This is a genomic window from Ruegeria sp. E5, from assembly GCF_056534105.1.
This window is the reverse complement of the sequence record NZ_JBQFPA010000002.1, coordinates 501,768-518,306: the sequence shown is the minus strand read 5'-3', so window position 1 is coordinate 518,306 and position 16,539 is coordinate 501,768. Positions and strand designations below refer to the sequence as shown.

The window sequence follows — 16,539 nt, the reverse complement described above, 5'->3', positions numbered from 1 at the left end:
CAAAAGCAACACATTGCTTTTGGGAATTTCCCCATCACCACCTAAAGAAAGATATGCGCAAGTTTAAGGAGAGTGGATTTCTCATATTTGTCTAAAACTGGATTTGGTTAAAATAGTGCTAAAATGCCACAACCTGGGTTCATCCCTAAGGCTGGATCAGTTCGGCTGAGTTGGTTTAGGTTCACACAACTTTTCGAAAAAATGAAAGAGCACACTATGAAGGCTGTCCTGTTCGAGAAGTTCCAACAAACCCCCAAGGTTGTCACAGTCGACGACCCTGCACCCGATACTCATGGCGTTGTTCTGAAGGTCGAAGCCACCGGCGTTTGTCGCAGCGATTGGCACGGGTGGATGGGGCATGACAGTGATATCGAGCTGCCTCACATACCCGGTCATGAGTTGGCTGGCGTGGTCGAAGCCGTCGGACGGGATGTAAAGAACTGGAAAGTTGGCGACAAGGTAACCGTGCCTTTCGTCTGCGGCTGCGGAACGTGCAGCGAATGTCACGCAGGGCATCAGCAAACCTGTCTGTATCAAGAGCAACCCGGCTTTACCCATTGGGGCAGTTTCGCAGAATATGTACCAATTCATCAGGCTGACCTTAATTTGGTCGCGCTGCCCGAAACCATGGATTTTGCAACCGCCGCCAGCCTTGGCTGCAGGTTTGCCACTTCATTCCGCGCGGTCGTCGATCAAGGAAGGGTCTCGGCCGGTCAATGGGTTGCCGTGCATGGCTGCGGTGGGGTCGGTCTGTCAGCCGTTATGATTGCTGCCGCCGTCGGGGCCAATGTCATCGGGGTTGATCTAGACGAAGCCAGACTCGAACTTGCGCAAGAACTGGGTGCAGTTGCGATCATTGACGGTACAGATGCTGATGTTCCCGAAGCGATCCGCGAAATCACCAAAGGCGGCTCCCATGTGTCAATCGACGCTTTGGGTCATCCCGTCACAATGACCAACTCGATCCTCTGCCTGCGTCCGCGCGGCAAGCACATTCAGGTCGGTCTGATGCTGGGTGAGCACGCTTCGCCAGCAGTACCCATGCCAAAGATCGTAGGACAAGAGATCGAATTGCTTGGTTCGCACGGGATGCAGGCGCATCGCTATGGCGCGATGCTCGACATGATTAAAAATGGCAAGTTGGATCCGGCGCGGTTGGTGGGGGAAAAAATCGGCCTGGAAGACGCACCCAAGGCCTTGATAGGGATGGATAAGTTTACCTCAATCGGTGCGACGGTCGTCACAAGGTTCTGAGTTACAAACAGGATCCGCCCCGTGCGAAAATGGCGCCACTAAACGGCGATTTCAAAATGCATCACTCAATTGGCAAGTTCTGTTGGTATCGCTGAAAAATGGGCATCGCCTGATCCCAAAAGGTACTTTCGGACCGCCAGGTCGATTGATTTACTCTGTTCTGAATAGACACCGCAGGCAGTGAGCGCTTCACGGGCGGTAATGCGCTCATCAAGCCGTTTCCAGATTGTTTTCGCCGCATAAGGGTGTGGAAACGGCCGCCAAGCCACACCCATTGTCATGCCACGCAAGTATTTTAGCTGTTGGCGATGCGCGGAATAAAGGATGGTCTGCGCAATGCTTCCTTCCTTGCCGCATTCATGTTCGGTGGCGAAGATCCTGTTACCGCGCAGGGCAACCAGCCCTTCGTAGCGCGAAATCTGCCGAACGCTTTTGTCCGGGGAGGTGGCGTTTTCGTGCGAGCGGATCGTCACGACGCCATCCACCTCCTTAAGTCGAATCAGAGAACAAAAAATGCGCCCCTGCCAAGACGGGGTGCAAAAGAAAGAATGATAGAAGCCCACATAGCGTCTGAGATTCTTCACCTGATCACTGTACGGCTTAACAAACAAGCTGGCAGGAGTTTCTTTCCGACGGACGATCGAGTCTTTTAATGTTTCTTCAAACTCCGTCCGAGGCGCAAAAAGCTGTGCCTCAGGCAGATCAAAATACCGAGCGATACGGCGTAGGTTGTGGGCTGATGGCAAGCTTTCGCCGTTGAGGTAGCGATTAAACTGCTGCCTGTTCAGGCCGATTTCTCGACAGACTTGCGAGATATTGCCTCGCTCGGCGCACAAAGACCGTAAATTTGCGGAAAAACTTTCGGACATAAGCGTCATTTCTTTCGCGTTTTGACGCTATAATGCTAAAGATTGAATAAAAGCGCGTAAAGTAGCTCAGTTCAATAAATTTCGGAATGCGGGTTGGCTGTACCAAACGCAACAACGGGACCTCGCTCCGAATGTCCACAAAAATCATCGAAAACACCTGGATCGCCCTGCCGGATGGTCGGAAACTGGCTGCACGAATTTGGTTGCCCGAAACCGGGCCGTCACCCGCCATTCTGGAATACCTCCCCTATCGCAAACGGGATGGAACTGCGCCGCGAGATGCAACCACTCATCCAGTATTTGCCGAGGCAGGATACGCCTGCATCCGCGTCGACATTGCCGGAACCGGTGATAGCGAGGGGCAGTTCGACGACGAGTATTCGGAACAGGAACTCCGCGATGGTGAAGCCGTTCTGAGTTGGATCGCCGCACAAAACTGGTGCGACGGAAACATTGGGATGATCGGTATCTCGTGGGGAGGATTCAATGGGCTGCAGCTGGCCTTTCGCCATCCGCCCGAGCTCAAGGCGGTGGTCAGTGTCGCCTCGACCGTGGATCGGTACGCCGATGACATACACTTCATGGGCGGCTGCCTGTTAAGCGACAATATCAACTGGGGCAGTCAGATGTTCGCCTATTTGACACGGCCCGCAGACCCCGAGCTGCGATCTGATTGGCGAGAAGACTGGCTTGCCCGACTTGAGAATGTACCATTCTCAGCAGCCGATTGGCTGCGTCATCCAACGCGCAGCGCGTTCTGGAAACATGGCTCGGTTTGCGAGGATTGGTCGGCGATTCAAGCTCCGGTTCTTGCGATAACGGGTTGGTCGGATGCATATGTCAACGCTCCGCCAGCGCTGGCAGCAAATCTGGCCGTGCCGTCAAAAGCGCTGATCGGACCGTGGGAGCACCGCTATCCGCATATCTCGAAACTAGAGGCTGGGGATTTCCACTCCGAGGTGATCGGCTGGTTTGATCGCTGGCTGAAGGGGCAGCAGAATGGCGCTGAAGACCTGCCCGCCTACCGAACCTATATGCAGGATCATTTTGGCCCGAGCAAAAAGAACAAACCCAGGCAGGGCCGCTGGATCGCCGAGACAGAATGGCCGTCGCCCAATGTCAGCGATGAAGTCTGGCATTTGGGATTGGGTGGGTTTTCCGACGTCGCCACTACGGCCGAGACAGCCGTATCGAATTCGGCCCATATCGGACAGGCTGGCGGGTATTTCTGCCCGGGCATGCGGATCGACAATGAGTTGGCCGAAGATCAAGCAGCCGATGACGCACTGTCGCTTTGTTTCGATACGGCACCGCTGGACAAGCCGCTTGAACTGCTTGGACGGGCGCGACTGAAACTGTCCTTCACCGTGGACAGACCGGTAGCCCAACTGATTGCGCGATTGTGTGATGTCGCCCCGGATGGGGTTTCTCAGCGGATCACCTATCGGGCGCTGAACCTGACGCACTACAAGAGCCACGAGACCCCTGAAGCGTTGGTTCCCGGTCAGGTCTACAGTGCGGAAATTGCACTAAATGAATGCGCGCATCGCGTGAAACCCGGTCACATCCTGCGTCTTGCGCTGTCTACCTCTTACTGGCCAATCGTTTGGCCCGCGCCAGAAGCAGCAGAGGTGACGTTGCAACTGCAAGGTTCGGCGCTGTATTTGCCGGTTCGGACGATGTCTGAGGAAGCTGATCCTGCACATCCCGGACCAGCGCAGGATTATCCGACGTTGCAAAGCACCGAGCTGCGCGCGCCGTCGGGCCGATCCGAACGGCGCATCGAAGCGGACGGAACCGTCATACTTGAGACATTCGACGACTACGGCAAAGCACAGGACCCCGGCCACGGCCTGATCGTCGGAAGCCACGTCGCCATGCGCTATGCGATCCATCCTGATGACCCAGCGACCGCGCAATTCACGGCGGGCTGGCGTTTCACGTTCGAGAGGGACGAATGGCAGGTCGAGATCAGCACCGAAAACGCGATGACCTGTGACGTCGAGAATTTCTATCTGCATCGAAAACTGCGCGCCACCGAAGGCGCGGACAAAACAGAAGTTCTGACAAAGGAATGGAACGAAACCATCCCGCGCAGGCTTCTGTAAACGATCTGACCCAAGGGAGAACATCATGAAAATCGAATGGACAAAAGCAAATGTCGGGCGCAGGGGCTTCTTGAAAGGGGCAACTGCGCTTGGGGCGGCATCCGCGCTGCCTGCAAGCTGGGCCAATCGCGCCTTCGCCGCTGATGACGGGGTGTTGCGGGTGCGCGCCTACGGTGATGCCCAGAACATGGACCCCGCACATTCCGTCGGTGTTGTCGAAGAAGAAGTGCATGCCTCGATTTACAACAAGCTGATCCAATACAAGCCCGGCGAGGAATGGGGTTGGCAGCTGGATGCGGCGGCGATGATCGAGCAGGTTGACCCGACCCATATCAAGTTCGCCCTACGCGATGATATCGGTTTCACCAATGGCTTCGGTGCGATGACCGCTGAAGACGTGAAATTCAGCATGGAGCGCATCGTGGACGATGCGACCGAAAGCCCGAACAAGCCCGATTTGGGTCCGTTCAGCCATGTCGAAGTGAGCAGCGAACGCGAAGGTACCATCGTTCTCAACGAGCCGTTTGCTCCGATTTGGTCGATCGCCCTGCCTTACATAACCGGCAACATCGTCTCGAAAGCTGCGGTCGAGGCCGCAGGGGGCCGCATCGGGGCTGATCCGGTCGCTGAATCCGGCCCTTATCTGCGGGACAGCTGGTCACCCAAAGAAAAAACCGTGCTTAAGCGCAACCCGGATTGGAAGGGTGACGCACCAACATGGGACACAATCGAAATCCTGCCGATCGACGACGAAAACACCGCCGAGATCGCCTTTGAGGCGGGCGAACTGGACATGACTCGGGTTTCGCTGGGATCGGTCGAACGCTATCGGGCCGGTGTTCCGAATGGCGGATCTTTGGTCGAGAAACCCTCACTATTCTATGTCTGGTTGGGCATGAATCTGGATCACCCCAAGCTTCAGAACCCAAAACTGCGTCAGGCGATTCAACATGCAGTCGACGTACCAAGCATCCTAGAGGCGGCCTATTTTGGAGCCGCTGAACCCTCGACAGGCATCATCGCACCTGGCCTTGCGGGCCACCGCCCGCAATCTCTGGTCCCTCCGGCGGCAAACTTCGAGAAAGCGGCGCAATTGCTGGCGGAATCTGGCGAGACCAATGTGACGCTTACGCTGGACACGCTGAACAAGACCACTTTCACCACGACGGCTCAGATCATTCAGGCAACTCTGGCGCAGATCGGGATCACGGTCGAAGTCAACGTACTGGAATCCGGTGCATTCTGGGCAAGCGGAGACAACGAGAACCTGCAACTGGTTCTGAACCGCTTCTCGATGACCCCCGATCCATATTATGCGACGGCCTGGTTCACCACCGAACAGGTCGGCATCTGGAACTGGGAGCGGTTCAGCAACGCTGAATTTGACGAAATTCACAACTCGGCATTCAAGGAAGCGGATGTGGCCAAACGCGCTGAGATGTATCAGCGGGCGCAGGATCTGATGGAAGAAAGTGGTGCCTACCGCTTTATCACCCACGAGGCGACACCGGTGATTCATTCGGCGCGTGTCACCCCCGCGCTAAGACCCGACGGTCTGGCACTGCTGCGGTACTTCGGCAAGGCGACCTGACCTCCCAAAGGTCGGCTACGTCCGGCGGGATTTGACGCCCGCCGGACAAAACAGCTCGCCACCCATCCACAAGGAGCCAGCTTTTCATGTTGAAGTTTGCAACCCGCCGCTTCGGGCTAGCGCTGCTTATCCTCTTCGTGGCGGTTACCGTCATGTTCCTGATGATCCGCGCCGTCCCCGGGGACCCGGTCCAGATCATGTTGGGGCCACGCGCAACACCTGAGCTTCAGGCCCAGCTCACCGCTGCGTTGGCGCTGGATCAACCAATCTGGAAACAGCTGGTCATATTCTATGGAAACCTGGCCCGTGGCGATCTGGGAATCGACGTATTCTCGGGCCGGTCAGTGACAGATATCGTGTTCCAGCAGCTACCCTACACTCTGGAACTGATCTTTGCGTCGATCCTGTGGTCCGCCACTTTGGGAATTGCACTTGGGGCATATGCCGCTGCCCATCCAAACACTCTGATCGATCGCATTGCGGCGGCGATTTCGGTCAGTTTTGTTGCAGCACCCGCCTTTGTCGTAGCACTTCTGTCGCTATTGGTCTTTGCCGTGCATCTTCAGTGGTTTCCAGCCATCGGCGCGGGCGAAGGCTTCTGGGGCCGCATTGATCACCTCGTCTTGCCCGCCTTTGCCATCGGGCTAAGCTGGGTGGGCTACATCGCGCGGTTGGTGCGCGCCTCGATGTTGGAAGTCTTAGGCGAAAACCACGTTCGGACCGCACGAGCCTTCGGTATCGCAGAGCGCCGCGTGGTGATGGTTTATGCCTTGCGTATCGCCATTCTTCCGGTTGTCACGGTGATCGGCGTCGGCATGGGTTTCCTGCTGAGCTCGGCCGTATTCGCCGAAATAGTGTTCGCGCGCCCGGGTCTGGGCAAGCTGGTGATCGACAGCATAACCACCCGCAATTACCCGATTGTCATGGGCTCGGTTCTGATCTCAACCGGTTTGTTCGTCGTGTCGACCGCACTGGCGGACCTGATCAATGCGTGGCTCGACCCACGCGCTAGACAAGCGCATTGAGGAAAGCCGAAATGGAAAAATCTCGTTCTGAACTTGGTCAGATCATTGTCGGCGTCGCCCGCGACCCTCTGGGTCTGATTGGTTTGGTCATTGTCGGCACCATCGTCTTCTGTGCGATTTTCGCCTATTGGATTGTGCCCTATGATCCTGTGGCCATGGATATCAAAGCCCGGTTGCAAGGCCCGTCTGCCGAGCACCTTCTGGGTACGGACCAACTTGGCCGCGATACGTTTTCCCGCGTGATTGCCGGCGGTCAGGTTGCGTTGAAAGTCGCCTTGCCTGCCGTCTTTGGTGCTATGGCAATTGGCCTAACCTTGGGAATGATTGCGGGGTATGGGCCAAAATGGCTCGACAACCTGTTGATGTTGTTCTTTGACACCATCCGATCCTTCCCAACCGTGATGTTCGCGCTGGCCGTTGTGGCCCTGGTCGGTCCCAGTTTGCAAACGGTTGTGTTCGTGGTGATGGCGACTTCGATCCCAACCTATGGCCGTGTGGCGCGAACGCAGACCCTGACGTTGCGCAACTCCGAGTTCATTCTGGCCGAGCGGTCGATGGGGGCCAGCATGGCCCGCATCTTGGGTGTGCACATGCTACCAAATATCGTGGGGGTTTTGGCCGTCCTGGCTGCTATGGACATCCCGACGGTAATCGCGCTTGAGGCGGGGCTGTCCTTTCTCGGGCTTGGCGTGAAGCCCCCAACCCCCAGTTGGGGCGCACTTCTGAAGGACGGGTATTCCCTGATCCGACAGACACCTTGGCTGGTGGTGGGCGGCGGTCTGCCGATCATTCTGGCAACCCTGGGCTTTACGTTTTTAGGGGAATCCCTGCGCGACGTGGTTGATCCCAAACTGAGGAAACAGCGATGACCGAAACTCTTCTGGAAATCGAGAACCTCAGCGTCGATTATGAAACGGCACGCGGAGATCTCAAGGCATTGCGGGATATCACCTTTGACATCCGCAAAGGTGAAATCGTGGGTATTGTCGGTGAGTCTGGTTGCGGAAAATCAACCTTGATCTCGTCGATCCTGCGGCTGACCGCACCGAACACGCGGTTCCGGCAAGGCGAAATACGCTTTAAGGGGCAGGATCTGTTGCAAGTGCCTGAACGCAGGATGCGTGATCTGCGCGGGGCCGATATCTCGATCATCTTTCAGGACCCGATGCAGACCCACAATCCGGTTCTGACCATTGGCCAGCAGATGGTCGATATTCAGCACCGGTCTAAGGCTAGTAAGCAGGAAAAACTGGCCAATGCGGCAAAGATGCTGGGGGCTGTCGGTATCCCGGACCCAGAGGCGCGGTTAAAGCAGTTCCCGCATGAGTTCTCGGGCGGGATGCGGCAGCGGATCGCGATCGCCATGGCGTTGATGTCAGAACCCGACCTGCTGATCGCGGATGAGCCGACCACCGCGCTGGACGCCACGCTTGAGGTGCAGATCATCGAACGCCTGAAAGAGCTGCAGCGCGAATTCCATTGCGCCATCCTATTTATCTCGCACCATCTGGGTGTGATCGCGGAACTGTGCGACCGAGTGGTTGTGATGTACGCAGGCGCCGTCGTCGAAAGCGGTGAAGTGCGCGAGATTTTTCACAATCCCAAGCACCCTTACACACGCCGTCTAATCGACTGTGACCCGGGCCATATCAAGGAACGCGCGCGGGTTCTGCCAACTATTCCGGGCGAAGTGCCCGATCTGGCCAACTTGCCCGGCGGCTGTATTTTCCGCGACCGCTGCGATCAGGCGATGCCACGCTGCGCAACGGACGTTCCGCCGTTGGATCGTCTGAAAGAAGGGCATCACGCCGCCTGCTGGCTGAACCATGAGGAGGCCGTGACATGAGCCTGCTGAATGTCCAAGACCTGCAAACCAGCTATGGCCCGGTTAACGTGCTGGCGGGCGTCAGCTTTGAGGTCGAAGCTGGCGAAACCTATGCGCTTGTCGGCGAAAGCGGTTCGGGCAAGACAACTGTCATTCGTGCGATTGCGGGCCTGGCCCCGGCGCAGGCCGGTTCGGTCGTGTTTGACACGCAAGAGATACGAGGCGCGCCGGAACGGGTAATGCGTCCGCTGCGCAAGGACATGGCGATGATGTTTCAGGACCCTGTGGGCAGCTTGTCACCACGCCTGACAATTCGAAGCCTGATCACGGAACCCTATCGCATTCAGGGCATGAAAGATCGCGATCTGGATGCCGAAGCCAAGCGTCTGCTGGAAATGGTGAACCTGCCGGTGCATTTCGCGGACCGCTACCCCTATCAATTGTCCGGTGGCCAGGCACGACGGGTTGGTGTTGCCCGCGCTTTGGCGCTGGAGCCGAAACTGATCCTGGCGGATGAACCAACGGCAGGGCTGGATGTTTCGGTACAGGGTGAGCTGCTGAACCTGCTCAACGACCTGCGGGAACGCCTGGGCCTGGCGATGGTGATCATCACCCACAACCTGAACGTGGTGCGCCACGTGGCAGACCGCATGGGCATTATGTATCTGGGTCGACTGGTCGAGGAAGGCACGACAGAGGCGATCTTCGACGATCCGCGCCACCCCTATACCCGCTGCCTGCTAAGCGCCAACCCCGAGCCGGACCCCGATGCGCGCCTTGAACGGATCGCGCTCAAAGGTGAGCCGCCCAGCCTCTTGCAACGCCCGTCGGGCTGTGAGTTCCGCGAAAGATGCCCGTTTGCCAAAGACATCTGCACACAGACACCGCAATGGGAGATTGCGGCGGGCCACGGGCTGCGCTGTCTCGCACCCTTGTCGGGTGCGCCTGCTCCGGGTCACTAAAGGATGAGGGAAACACTCTATTTCGGCGGTCCCATCCTGACGATGGACGCCGACAATTCCCGACCCGAGGCGGTGTTGGTGCGGGACGATGTCATCATTGCGGTGGGGGACGAAGCAACGCTGCGGCGGCAGATGTCATCCGATGCGGGTGCTTGTGATCTGGCTGGCCAGACCCTGATCCCAGCCTTCATCGACTCACACGGCCACTTCCCAGATCCCGGCTTCATCCAGCTGTTTCGGGTTGATCTTGCATCACCTCCGCGCGGCGCGTGTATGGATATGGCGCAAGCTTTGGAAAAGCTGCGCTGCCGGGCCGAAGAGACGCCTGAGGGCGATTGGGTGATGGGCGTTTTGTTCGACAACACCGCCATTTCAGAAGGCCGCATGCCTACCCGGGCCGAACTGGATGATGTCTCAACGGCGCATCCAATCTGGGTTCTGCATGCTTCGGGTCACAACGGCGCGGCCAATTCGATGGCGCTGAAGCTGCATGGCGTCAATCGCGACACCCCGGACCCGGCCGGAGGGCGTTATGGCCGCGACCCCGATACCGGCGCCCTGACGGGGCTGGTCGAAGGGCTGTTGGCCATGGGCGAAATGGGCGACACTGATTTTCTGATCGACCGGGACAGGTTCTGGCAAGGGTTCAACGCCTGCCGTGATGAGTATCTGTCCCGCGGGGTAACTTATGCACAGAACGCTTGGGCATCGCAGGTTATGCTCGACCACTTTGCCAGCCTTCCTGCCGATCAGGATCCCGGCATTGATTTGGAATTGTTGCCAATTGCCGATCTGGAACCGGCTCTGAGCCAGGGCTGGATCGACGATAACTGGCCCGGCAACCCACATTTTACGCTGGGTGCGCGCAAGCTGTTTACCGATGGCGCATTCCAATTGCAGACTGCCTATCTGTCTGCGCCCTACTACAAGTCGCTGGACCCCGATCACCCCTGTGGCATGATCTATGCCACGCAGGTCGACATGGATTTCAAGGTTCTCCGCCTACACGCTATGGGGTTTCAGATCCACTGCCATTGCAACGGGGATGCCGGGGCCGAGATGTTCATCGATGCGGTGGACAAGGCCTTGCTAGCGCATCCGCGAGACGATCACCGCCATACAATCATCCACGGCCAGGTTCTGCGCGACGATCAACTGGACCGCATGGCGCGGCTTGGAATAACTGTCAGCTTCTTTTCAGCACATGTGCATTTCTGGGGGGACCGACATTACGATACCTTCCTCGGCCCGGAACGCGCTGAACGGATTTCGCCAGCCGCAACTGCGGAACGATACGGTGTACGCTATACTATCCACAATGACGCGTCGGTTACGCCAACGCGGCCAATCCATCTGGCGCATTGCGCGGTGAATCGACTGACTGCATCCGGCCGGCAACTGGGTGAAAAGGAAAAGGTCAGCGTACTGTCTGCGCTACGGGCACAAACCATCGATGCGGCGTGGCAAGTGTTTAAAGAAGATCAGCGCGGTTCGATTGAGCCCGGAAAACTGGCAGATTTCGCCATCCTTTCTCGCAATCCCCTAGATGATCCTGAACGGCTGCTCGACACATCGATTGTTGCAACCATCCGGCGAGGTCAGATTGTGTTTGGCACCACCAAATCCAGAAAAGAACTGGAATTTTAGAATGACAGCCAAACGCATTGCCATTGCAGGATTTCAACACGAAACCAACTGCTTCGGAGCGACCAAAGCGGGTCTGCCCGAGTTCGAGATGGCAGATTCATGGCCCGAAATGTTGCATGGCGCGCGTGTCATCGCAGACACCAAAGGCATGAACCTACCCATCGCCGGGTTTTCTTCCGCCGCGAACCAGGCAGGTTTCGAGCTTTTCCCGATCCTGTGGTGTGCGGCAGAACCTAGCGCTCATGTCACGGATCACGCGTTCGAGAAGATATGTACTATGATCTTGGATGGCCTTCGCGGCGCGGGACCGCTGGACGGAGTGTATCTCGACCTGCACGGTGCCATGGTGACTGAAAGCCTTGCCGATGGTGAGGGAGAGCTGTTGCGCCGAGTACGTGATCTGGTAGGGCGGGATGTTCCGGTCGTAGCGAGCCTGGACCTGCATGCCAATATCTCTGACCAGATGATCTCGCAGGCGGACTACCTGGCAATTTTCCGCACCTACCCGCACCTCGATATGGGCGAAACCGGCGCGCGATGTGTGCCGGTTCTGCAAAGGCTACTGGCCGGAGAGAAACTGCACAAAGCCTTCCGGCAGGTGCCCTATTTGATCCCATTGCACGCGCAATACACTTGGGCCGCACCGTTTGATGAGATTTATCAGTTGCCCACCCGGTTTGAACAGGCCCATGTCTATGCAGAAATCGCACTGGGTTTTACAGCGGCAGACTATCCCGATACTGGTCCGTCCTGCGTTGCCTACGCGACCAGTGCCGCGCAAGCGACCGCCGCAGTAGATCAAATTGTCGACCTTTTTCTGGCCCGAGAACCTGATGTGGACTGCTCTATGTTGTCGTTGGACGAAGCCGTTCTGGCCTGTCGTTCGCATCGCGACAAACCGCTCGTGTTAGCGGATGTACAGGACAACGCAGGCGCAGGCGGCACATCCGATACCACCGGACTACTGGCCGCTTTGATCGAGGGGGACGCGCAGGAGGTTTTGATGGGTCTCTTCCACGACGCCGAAAGCGCAGAGAAAGCGCATCGTGCAGGCCAAGGCGCAATACTGAACCTTGCCATCGGCGGAAAATCAGGTCTGCCCGGGCACCACCCCGTTGAGGCAAAGTTCGAAGTTCTGGCCATCGGAGATGGCATCTGCCGATACTCAGGTGAGATGTACGGAGGCGGCATCGCGACGCTTGGCAAAACGGCCGCTCTGAGGATGATAGAGTCTGGCGCGAAGATAGACTTGGTCGTCACCAGTGTGCGCAACCAATGCCTAGACCGCGCTCATTTCACCCATATCGGCCTGAATCCCACATCCTATTCAGTGATCTGTGTCAAAAGCACCACACATTTCCGGGCGGATTTCCAACCCATCGCAAGCGACGTGAAAGCCGTTGCCGCTCCAGGCACCTTTCTCTGCGATCTGGACCAGATCCCCTACTACAACATCGCAGGCAAACGCCGTATCGAAACACGTGGACCCAAAACCAGAAACCATTGATTTCCCACCCGCATCGCAGCTCGCAATCGACTTAGCATGCGCAGAAACTGCATTGAGATCCCGCTCATAAACTAAGAGATTGGAAACTTCTCGCTTCACGTTTTGACAATGCCGCCTCATCTTTCGCTTCAAATCGACAGAAGATAGGGCTTAAACCGTTTCTGTTCGGCAGAAACCCAAACCCATTACGACCAAGCTTTGATAGAGCAACCCTGCGGCAAATCCCGACCCAGCAAACGGACCTTGCTAGCGCGATTCACGGTTCGAAATCGAGCGGTGAATATGTCTGACTTATATTGGTTGGCTGGCGCACATATAGCGCGTCTTGAGCCCTTATTCCCCAAATCACACGCCAGTCAACTACGCGAGACCCACGGAGTTACAGACCCAGATTGTGATGATGTGCTAAAACCCGCTTTTTATCGGAATAGTGAACGAAACCGCAACGCTGGGAAATACCATCAGACCGGATACCTCCGCTCAAACAATCTGGTCTGAGATCCGGCCTGTTCGGCGTTGGATGTAGACGGCAAGTGTAGCTATCGATAGACAACTTCCACAGGGTCAAACCGAAAACGAGGGCCCGAGGCAACCCAGGCAACAGGAAGAAACTATGAAGCGCTGTGCAATTGTACAATTTGAACCGCGCCATGAAGAAGTCATCCCCAGCTTGGTGGCCGCCTGTAATGCCAACGGGTACCGACCACGAATCTTTCTGCATCGCCGGATCTTAAAGCTGCGCGGAGATATCATGGCCTTGGTCCCGGGATTGGAATTTGATGTTGAGTATGTGCCTTTAAGCACGCCGGATTACCGGGCTGCGGATGCACCAAAACACATCAAGTCTACTATGGCTGCAATTGAAGCGGCCGAACATGACTTCGTCCTCATGGCCTCTTTGAGTCGTCCAAAAGCGGCAAGCTGGGCGCGTGGAGTGAAGAAGCCATTGATCATGGTCCTGCATAATCTGGATCAGTTCAGCCAGATGGCACCCCTGCGCGAGACGCTTCAGATGCCAAATGCGCGCTACATCAGCCTGAGTGCACATGTCACGGCTGAATGGATCAGCCGGGTGGGCAAAGCCCATATGGACAGGATCGCGACGTTGGAGCCGTTTTATTGGATCGATGATCCGGAACCAAAATTGGGCCAGCCGCGTCAGGTCGTGATCCCCGGCAACGTTAACATGCGGACACGTGATTACCCTGGCCTGCTGAATCTTCTTGGCAATCGACCGGACGCCTTTCAGAATCTGCATTTCATCCTGCCGTCAGGAGGCGGAGATCGCGCCAAGGTTGAAAGTGAGATCCAGGACCGAAAGCTTGACGCGCGTTTTACGTGCGTGCCTTTGGACAACAGCGGGCAGGTCGGGCATGCCGCGTATTTTGACGCACTGGCGGGCGCTCAGGTGATACATCCGCTCATGCCATTTGACTATGAACAATATCAACGGATCAAGATCACATCTGCCCTGTCCTCTTCGGGTGGATTCTGTGTGCCGATCGTCATGGACCGCTGGTCAGAGGCCTGTTACCGACCACCAATGCTGATTGCTGACAATGGGTTAGAGGCAAGCCTGACCCGCATTTCAGAGGCGAGTGATGCAGAACTCAGCGATCTGCAGGCAGCGCTGAAGTCTTACCGCCGATCTGCACTTTCAAACGGAGCTGTCGGGCTAAGACGGCTAATTGAACAATAAGTGCATCTATTCGGTTCACTCTCAGCCTTTTAGATCCACCTACCACCGAGTTGGAAATCACCCAAGTTGGCAACATGATGCCACGCCGTACTTTTTTCGTTCCTACGCGAAATTCGCAGTTCAGAACATCTGCAAAACCGTTATTCTCAATGAGCACCACATGACATGCGGTCTGGCGGATGACCAGACTGAAGCGTCGGATCAAAGGAATAGAATGACACGAAAGCTAGCGATCCTGACGGTCAAAGATGAAGGCGCGTTCCTGTTGGAATGGCTCGCCCATCATCAGATGGTTGGTTTCACTGATTTTCTGATCTTCTCAAATGATTGCGCGGATGGCACCGATCTGATGTTGCACCGACTCGAAGAGATGGGGCAAATCACTCATGTCAGCCATGAGGCCAAGCCCGATAAGAGCGTACAGTGGCAGGCTATGAAACAAGCCGCCAAACATCCTCTATTGAAAGAAGCAGACTGGATACTGGCGCTCGATATTGATGAGTTTGTAAATATCCATATTGGCGACGGCTCATTAAACGCGCTCATCCATAGCCTCCCCGAGGCGGATGCGATCACGCTCACCTGGCGGCTATTCGGAAATGCAGGGATCGTTTATTTTGAAGATGCGCCGGTGACCCAACAGTTCACTTCGTGCGCCCCCAAACCCATCCTTTGGCCGTGGCGCGCCTCGATGTTCAAAACGCTTTATCGCAACAACGGGATTTACCGTAAACCAGGCATTCATCGGCCAATTTCGCCTGATCAGACCCGCGTGGATGAGGCGCGCTGGTATGATGGATCAGGCCGTTTGCTTGGTGGCGATCATCGCCGCCAGCGGGTATTTTCCAACTATACGCAAGATACGACCATGAGGGTTCAGCTTAACCATTATGCTTTGGGCGCGATGGACTCCTTTCTGCTCAAACGTGCGCGTGGACGTGGGGTGCATTTCAAAGAGAAAATCGGCATGGATTATTGGGTCGATTACAACTTTAACAGCGATCAGGACGTCTCTATTTCCCGCTACCAATTGGCACGGGCTGCTCGGGTTACCGAGCTAAAATCAGATGCCACACTGAAGAAGCTACATGACAAGGCCTGCGAATGGCGGCACAAGCGATTTAAGGAACTTTTGGAGTCAGAACCTGAACGCGCGTTTTTTGCTCGCCTGATGATGGCTGGCCAAACCACACCTCTGACGGAGCATACGGCCCGTCAGCTTATTTCAGTTGCCATGCGCGCGAACCAGAAAGCCGCCGCAGAGTCCGAGTAGGAGCCTTCCTTCGTGCCGCAATCATCAATAGCCCCTGAATATCTCTCCACCCGTGCAGGACGTACGCGGCGGATATTTCAGGTCGGTTTCAACAAGTGCGGCACAAGGTCGATTTCCGCCTTTCTAGATAACAACGGCATTCCGACGGTTCACTTCAAGCGTGGCAATCTGGCCCGCGCGCTCGCTAACAATCTTAAGTATGGCTATGCGCCACTCAATGGCATCGACCGTTGGGTCGGCTACACCGACATGCAGATGGTGAGCGGCTCACGCGTGATTGAAGGTTGCCGTTATTTTCGTCAACTCGCGGCATATTATCCCAATTCCTATTTCATATTGAACACTCGAGACAAAGACAGGTGGATTGCAAGTCGCCGAAACCATGGCAATGGGTTTTATGCTGAGCGTTATCGTAAGGGTATGAATTTCGAGTCGGTTGATCAGGTAATTGATCATTGGTCAGAAGAATGGGACCGGCATCATCAGGAGGTGCCCGAATTTTTTAAGGACCAACCGGTTAAATTATTGATATATAATATAGAAACAGACAGCCCTGACCAGATGTCCGAGTTCCTTGCGCCTGATTTTGAGACTGATCCGACTTTCTTCGGCCATGAGGGCAAAACGTCCGGAGGCAATGACGCCGACGATGCAGTTTCTCCGAATTGAGATGTCATGGCTTGCTTACTTGAGCAGCATAAGAATTCGAGTGTGGGCGAGAACGAAAGATTCGGTCGCCAACTCTCTGACGAATGAATGCGACTTAAAACTTGCCCAGC

At 56.1% G+C, this 16,539-nt stretch carries 13 protein-coding genes; 12 read left to right on the top strand and 1 reads right to left on the bottom strand.

The features are described 5' to 3' along the window. Window positions 1–216 precede the first annotated feature (216 nt). Window positions 217–1,254 carry a zinc-dependent alcohol dehydrogenase family protein gene (locus ACR0BI_RS10525; RefSeq protein WP_480562085.1) on the top strand — a complete coding sequence of 346 codons (1,038 nt, stop codon included), beginning with the start codon at window positions 217–219 and terminating at the stop codon, window positions 1,252–1,254. A 65-nt stretch (window positions 1,255–1,319) separates the two neighbouring features. Here ACR0BI_RS10525 and ACR0BI_RS10520 read toward each other — a convergent pair whose 3' ends face one another. Further along, window positions 1,320–2,123 carry a helix-turn-helix transcriptional regulator gene (locus ACR0BI_RS10520; RefSeq protein WP_170422944.1) on the bottom strand — a complete coding sequence of 268 codons (804 nt, stop codon included), beginning with the start codon at window positions 2,121–2,123 and terminating at the stop codon, window positions 1,320–1,322. A gap of 131 nt (window positions 2,124–2,254) precedes the next feature. Here ACR0BI_RS10520 and ACR0BI_RS10515 point away from each other — a divergent pair, with 131 nt between their 5' ends. The 11 genes from ACR0BI_RS10515 (at window position 2,255) to ACR0BI_RS10465 (ending at window position 16,429) form a co-directional block, all read left to right on the top strand. Further along, entirely contained in the window at window positions 2,255–4,231 is a 1,977-nt protein-coding gene (locus tag ACR0BI_RS10515; RefSeq protein ID WP_480562088.1) for a CocE/NonD family hydrolase, read from the top strand. A gap of 25 nt (window positions 4,232–4,256) precedes the next feature. Further along, window positions 4,257–5,822, top strand: a complete 1,566-nt coding sequence (locus ACR0BI_RS10510) for an ABC transporter substrate-binding protein (RefSeq protein ID WP_170509482.1) — start codon at window positions 4,257–4,259, stop codon at window positions 5,820–5,822. Between the two features lie 86 nt (window positions 5,823–5,908). Further along, a complete protein-coding gene (locus tag ACR0BI_RS10505; RefSeq protein WP_170394255.1) occupies window positions 5,909–6,847 on the top strand; it encodes an ABC transporter permease in 939 nt (312 codons plus the stop codon). 11 nt (window positions 6,848–6,858) lie between these two features. Beyond that, window positions 6,859–7,716, top strand: a complete 858-nt coding sequence (locus ACR0BI_RS10500; RefSeq protein WP_170512064.1) for an ABC transporter permease — start codon at window positions 6,859–6,861, stop codon at window positions 7,714–7,716. Continuing rightward, window positions 7,713–8,693 (top strand): ABC transporter ATP-binding protein, encoded by a 981-nt coding sequence (locus ACR0BI_RS10495; RefSeq protein WP_480562091.1) that lies wholly within the window; start codon window positions 7,713–7,715, stop codon window positions 8,691–8,693. The genes ACR0BI_RS10500 and ACR0BI_RS10495 overlap by 4 nt, the downstream gene beginning before the upstream one ends. Continuing rightward, the gene (locus ACR0BI_RS10490; RefSeq protein ID WP_170596257.1) at window positions 8,690–9,634 is read left to right on the top strand and encodes an ABC transporter ATP-binding protein; all 945 of its coding nucleotides are present in this window, start codon (window positions 8,690–8,692) and stop codon (window positions 9,632–9,634) included. Before ACR0BI_RS10495 ends, ACR0BI_RS10490 begins: the two co-directional genes overlap by 4 nt. 3 nt (window positions 9,635–9,637) lie before the next feature. Further along, entirely contained in the window at window positions 9,638–11,281 is a 1,644-nt protein-coding gene (locus ACR0BI_RS10485; protein WP_480562093.1) for an amidohydrolase, read from the top strand. 1 nt (window position 11,282) lies between these two features. Next, window positions 11,283–12,788: a M81 family metallopeptidase gene (locus ACR0BI_RS10480; RefSeq protein ID WP_170611759.1), complete on the top strand. Its 1,506-nt coding sequence runs from the start codon at window positions 11,283–11,285 to the stop codon at window positions 12,786–12,788. A 613-nt stretch (window positions 12,789–13,401) separates the two neighbouring features. Then, complete coding sequence (locus tag ACR0BI_RS10475; protein ID WP_480878646.1) at window positions 13,402–14,487, top strand: hypothetical protein; 1,086 nt, start codon at window positions 13,402–13,404, stop codon at window positions 14,485–14,487. Between the two features lie 214 nt (window positions 14,488–14,701). Beyond that, the gene (locus tag ACR0BI_RS10470) at window positions 14,702–15,760 is read left to right on the top strand and encodes a glycosyltransferase family 2 protein (RefSeq protein ID WP_170561658.1); all 1,059 of its coding nucleotides are present in this window, start codon (window positions 14,702–14,704) and stop codon (window positions 15,758–15,760) included. 12 nt (window positions 15,761–15,772) lie between these two features. After that, entirely contained in the window at window positions 15,773–16,429 is a 657-nt protein-coding gene (locus ACR0BI_RS10465; RefSeq protein WP_480562096.1) for a sulfotransferase, read from the top strand. The last annotated feature ends 110 nt before the right edge of the window (window positions 16,430–16,539 follow it).

Bases quoted from the DNA above. Each gene is read 5' to 3' on its own strand.
- ACR0BI_RS10525 (WP_480562085.1), top strand. From the start codon at position 217: ATGAAGGCTGTCCTGTTCGAGAAGTTCCAACAAACCCCCAAGGTTGTC.
- ACR0BI_RS10520 (WP_170422944.1), bottom strand. From the start codon at position 2,123: ATGTCCGAAAGTTTTTCCGCAAATTTACGGTCTTTGTGCGCCGAGCGA.
- ACR0BI_RS10470 (WP_170561658.1), top strand. From the start codon at position 14,702: ATGACACGAAAGCTAGCGATCCTGACGGTCAAAGATGAAGGCGCGTTC.
- ACR0BI_RS10480 (WP_170611759.1), top strand. From the start codon at position 11,283: ATGACAGCCAAACGCATTGCCATTGCAGGATTTCAACACGAAACCAAC.
- ACR0BI_RS10510 (WP_170509482.1), top strand. From the start codon at position 4,257: ATGAAAATCGAATGGACAAAAGCAAATGTCGGGCGCAGGGGCTTCTTG.
- ACR0BI_RS10490 (WP_170596257.1), top strand. From the start codon at position 8,690: ATGAGCCTGCTGAATGTCCAAGACCTGCAAACCAGCTATGGCCCGGTT.
- ACR0BI_RS10515 (WP_480562088.1), top strand. From the start codon at position 2,255: ATGTCCACAAAAATCATCGAAAACACCTGGATCGCCCTGCCGGATGGT.
- ACR0BI_RS10475 (WP_480878646.1), top strand. From the start codon at position 13,402: ATGAAGCGCTGTGCAATTGTACAATTTGAACCGCGCCATGAAGAAGTC.
- ACR0BI_RS10505 (WP_170394255.1), top strand. From the start codon at position 5,909: ATGTTGAAGTTTGCAACCCGCCGCTTCGGGCTAGCGCTGCTTATCCTC.
- ACR0BI_RS10495 (WP_480562091.1), top strand. From the start codon at position 7,713: ATGACCGAAACTCTTCTGGAAATCGAGAACCTCAGCGTCGATTATGAA.
- ACR0BI_RS10500 (WP_170512064.1), top strand. From the start codon at position 6,859: ATGGAAAAATCTCGTTCTGAACTTGGTCAGATCATTGTCGGCGTCGCC.
- ACR0BI_RS10485 (WP_480562093.1), top strand. From the start codon at position 9,638: ATGAGGGAAACACTCTATTTCGGCGGTCCCATCCTGACGATGGACGCC.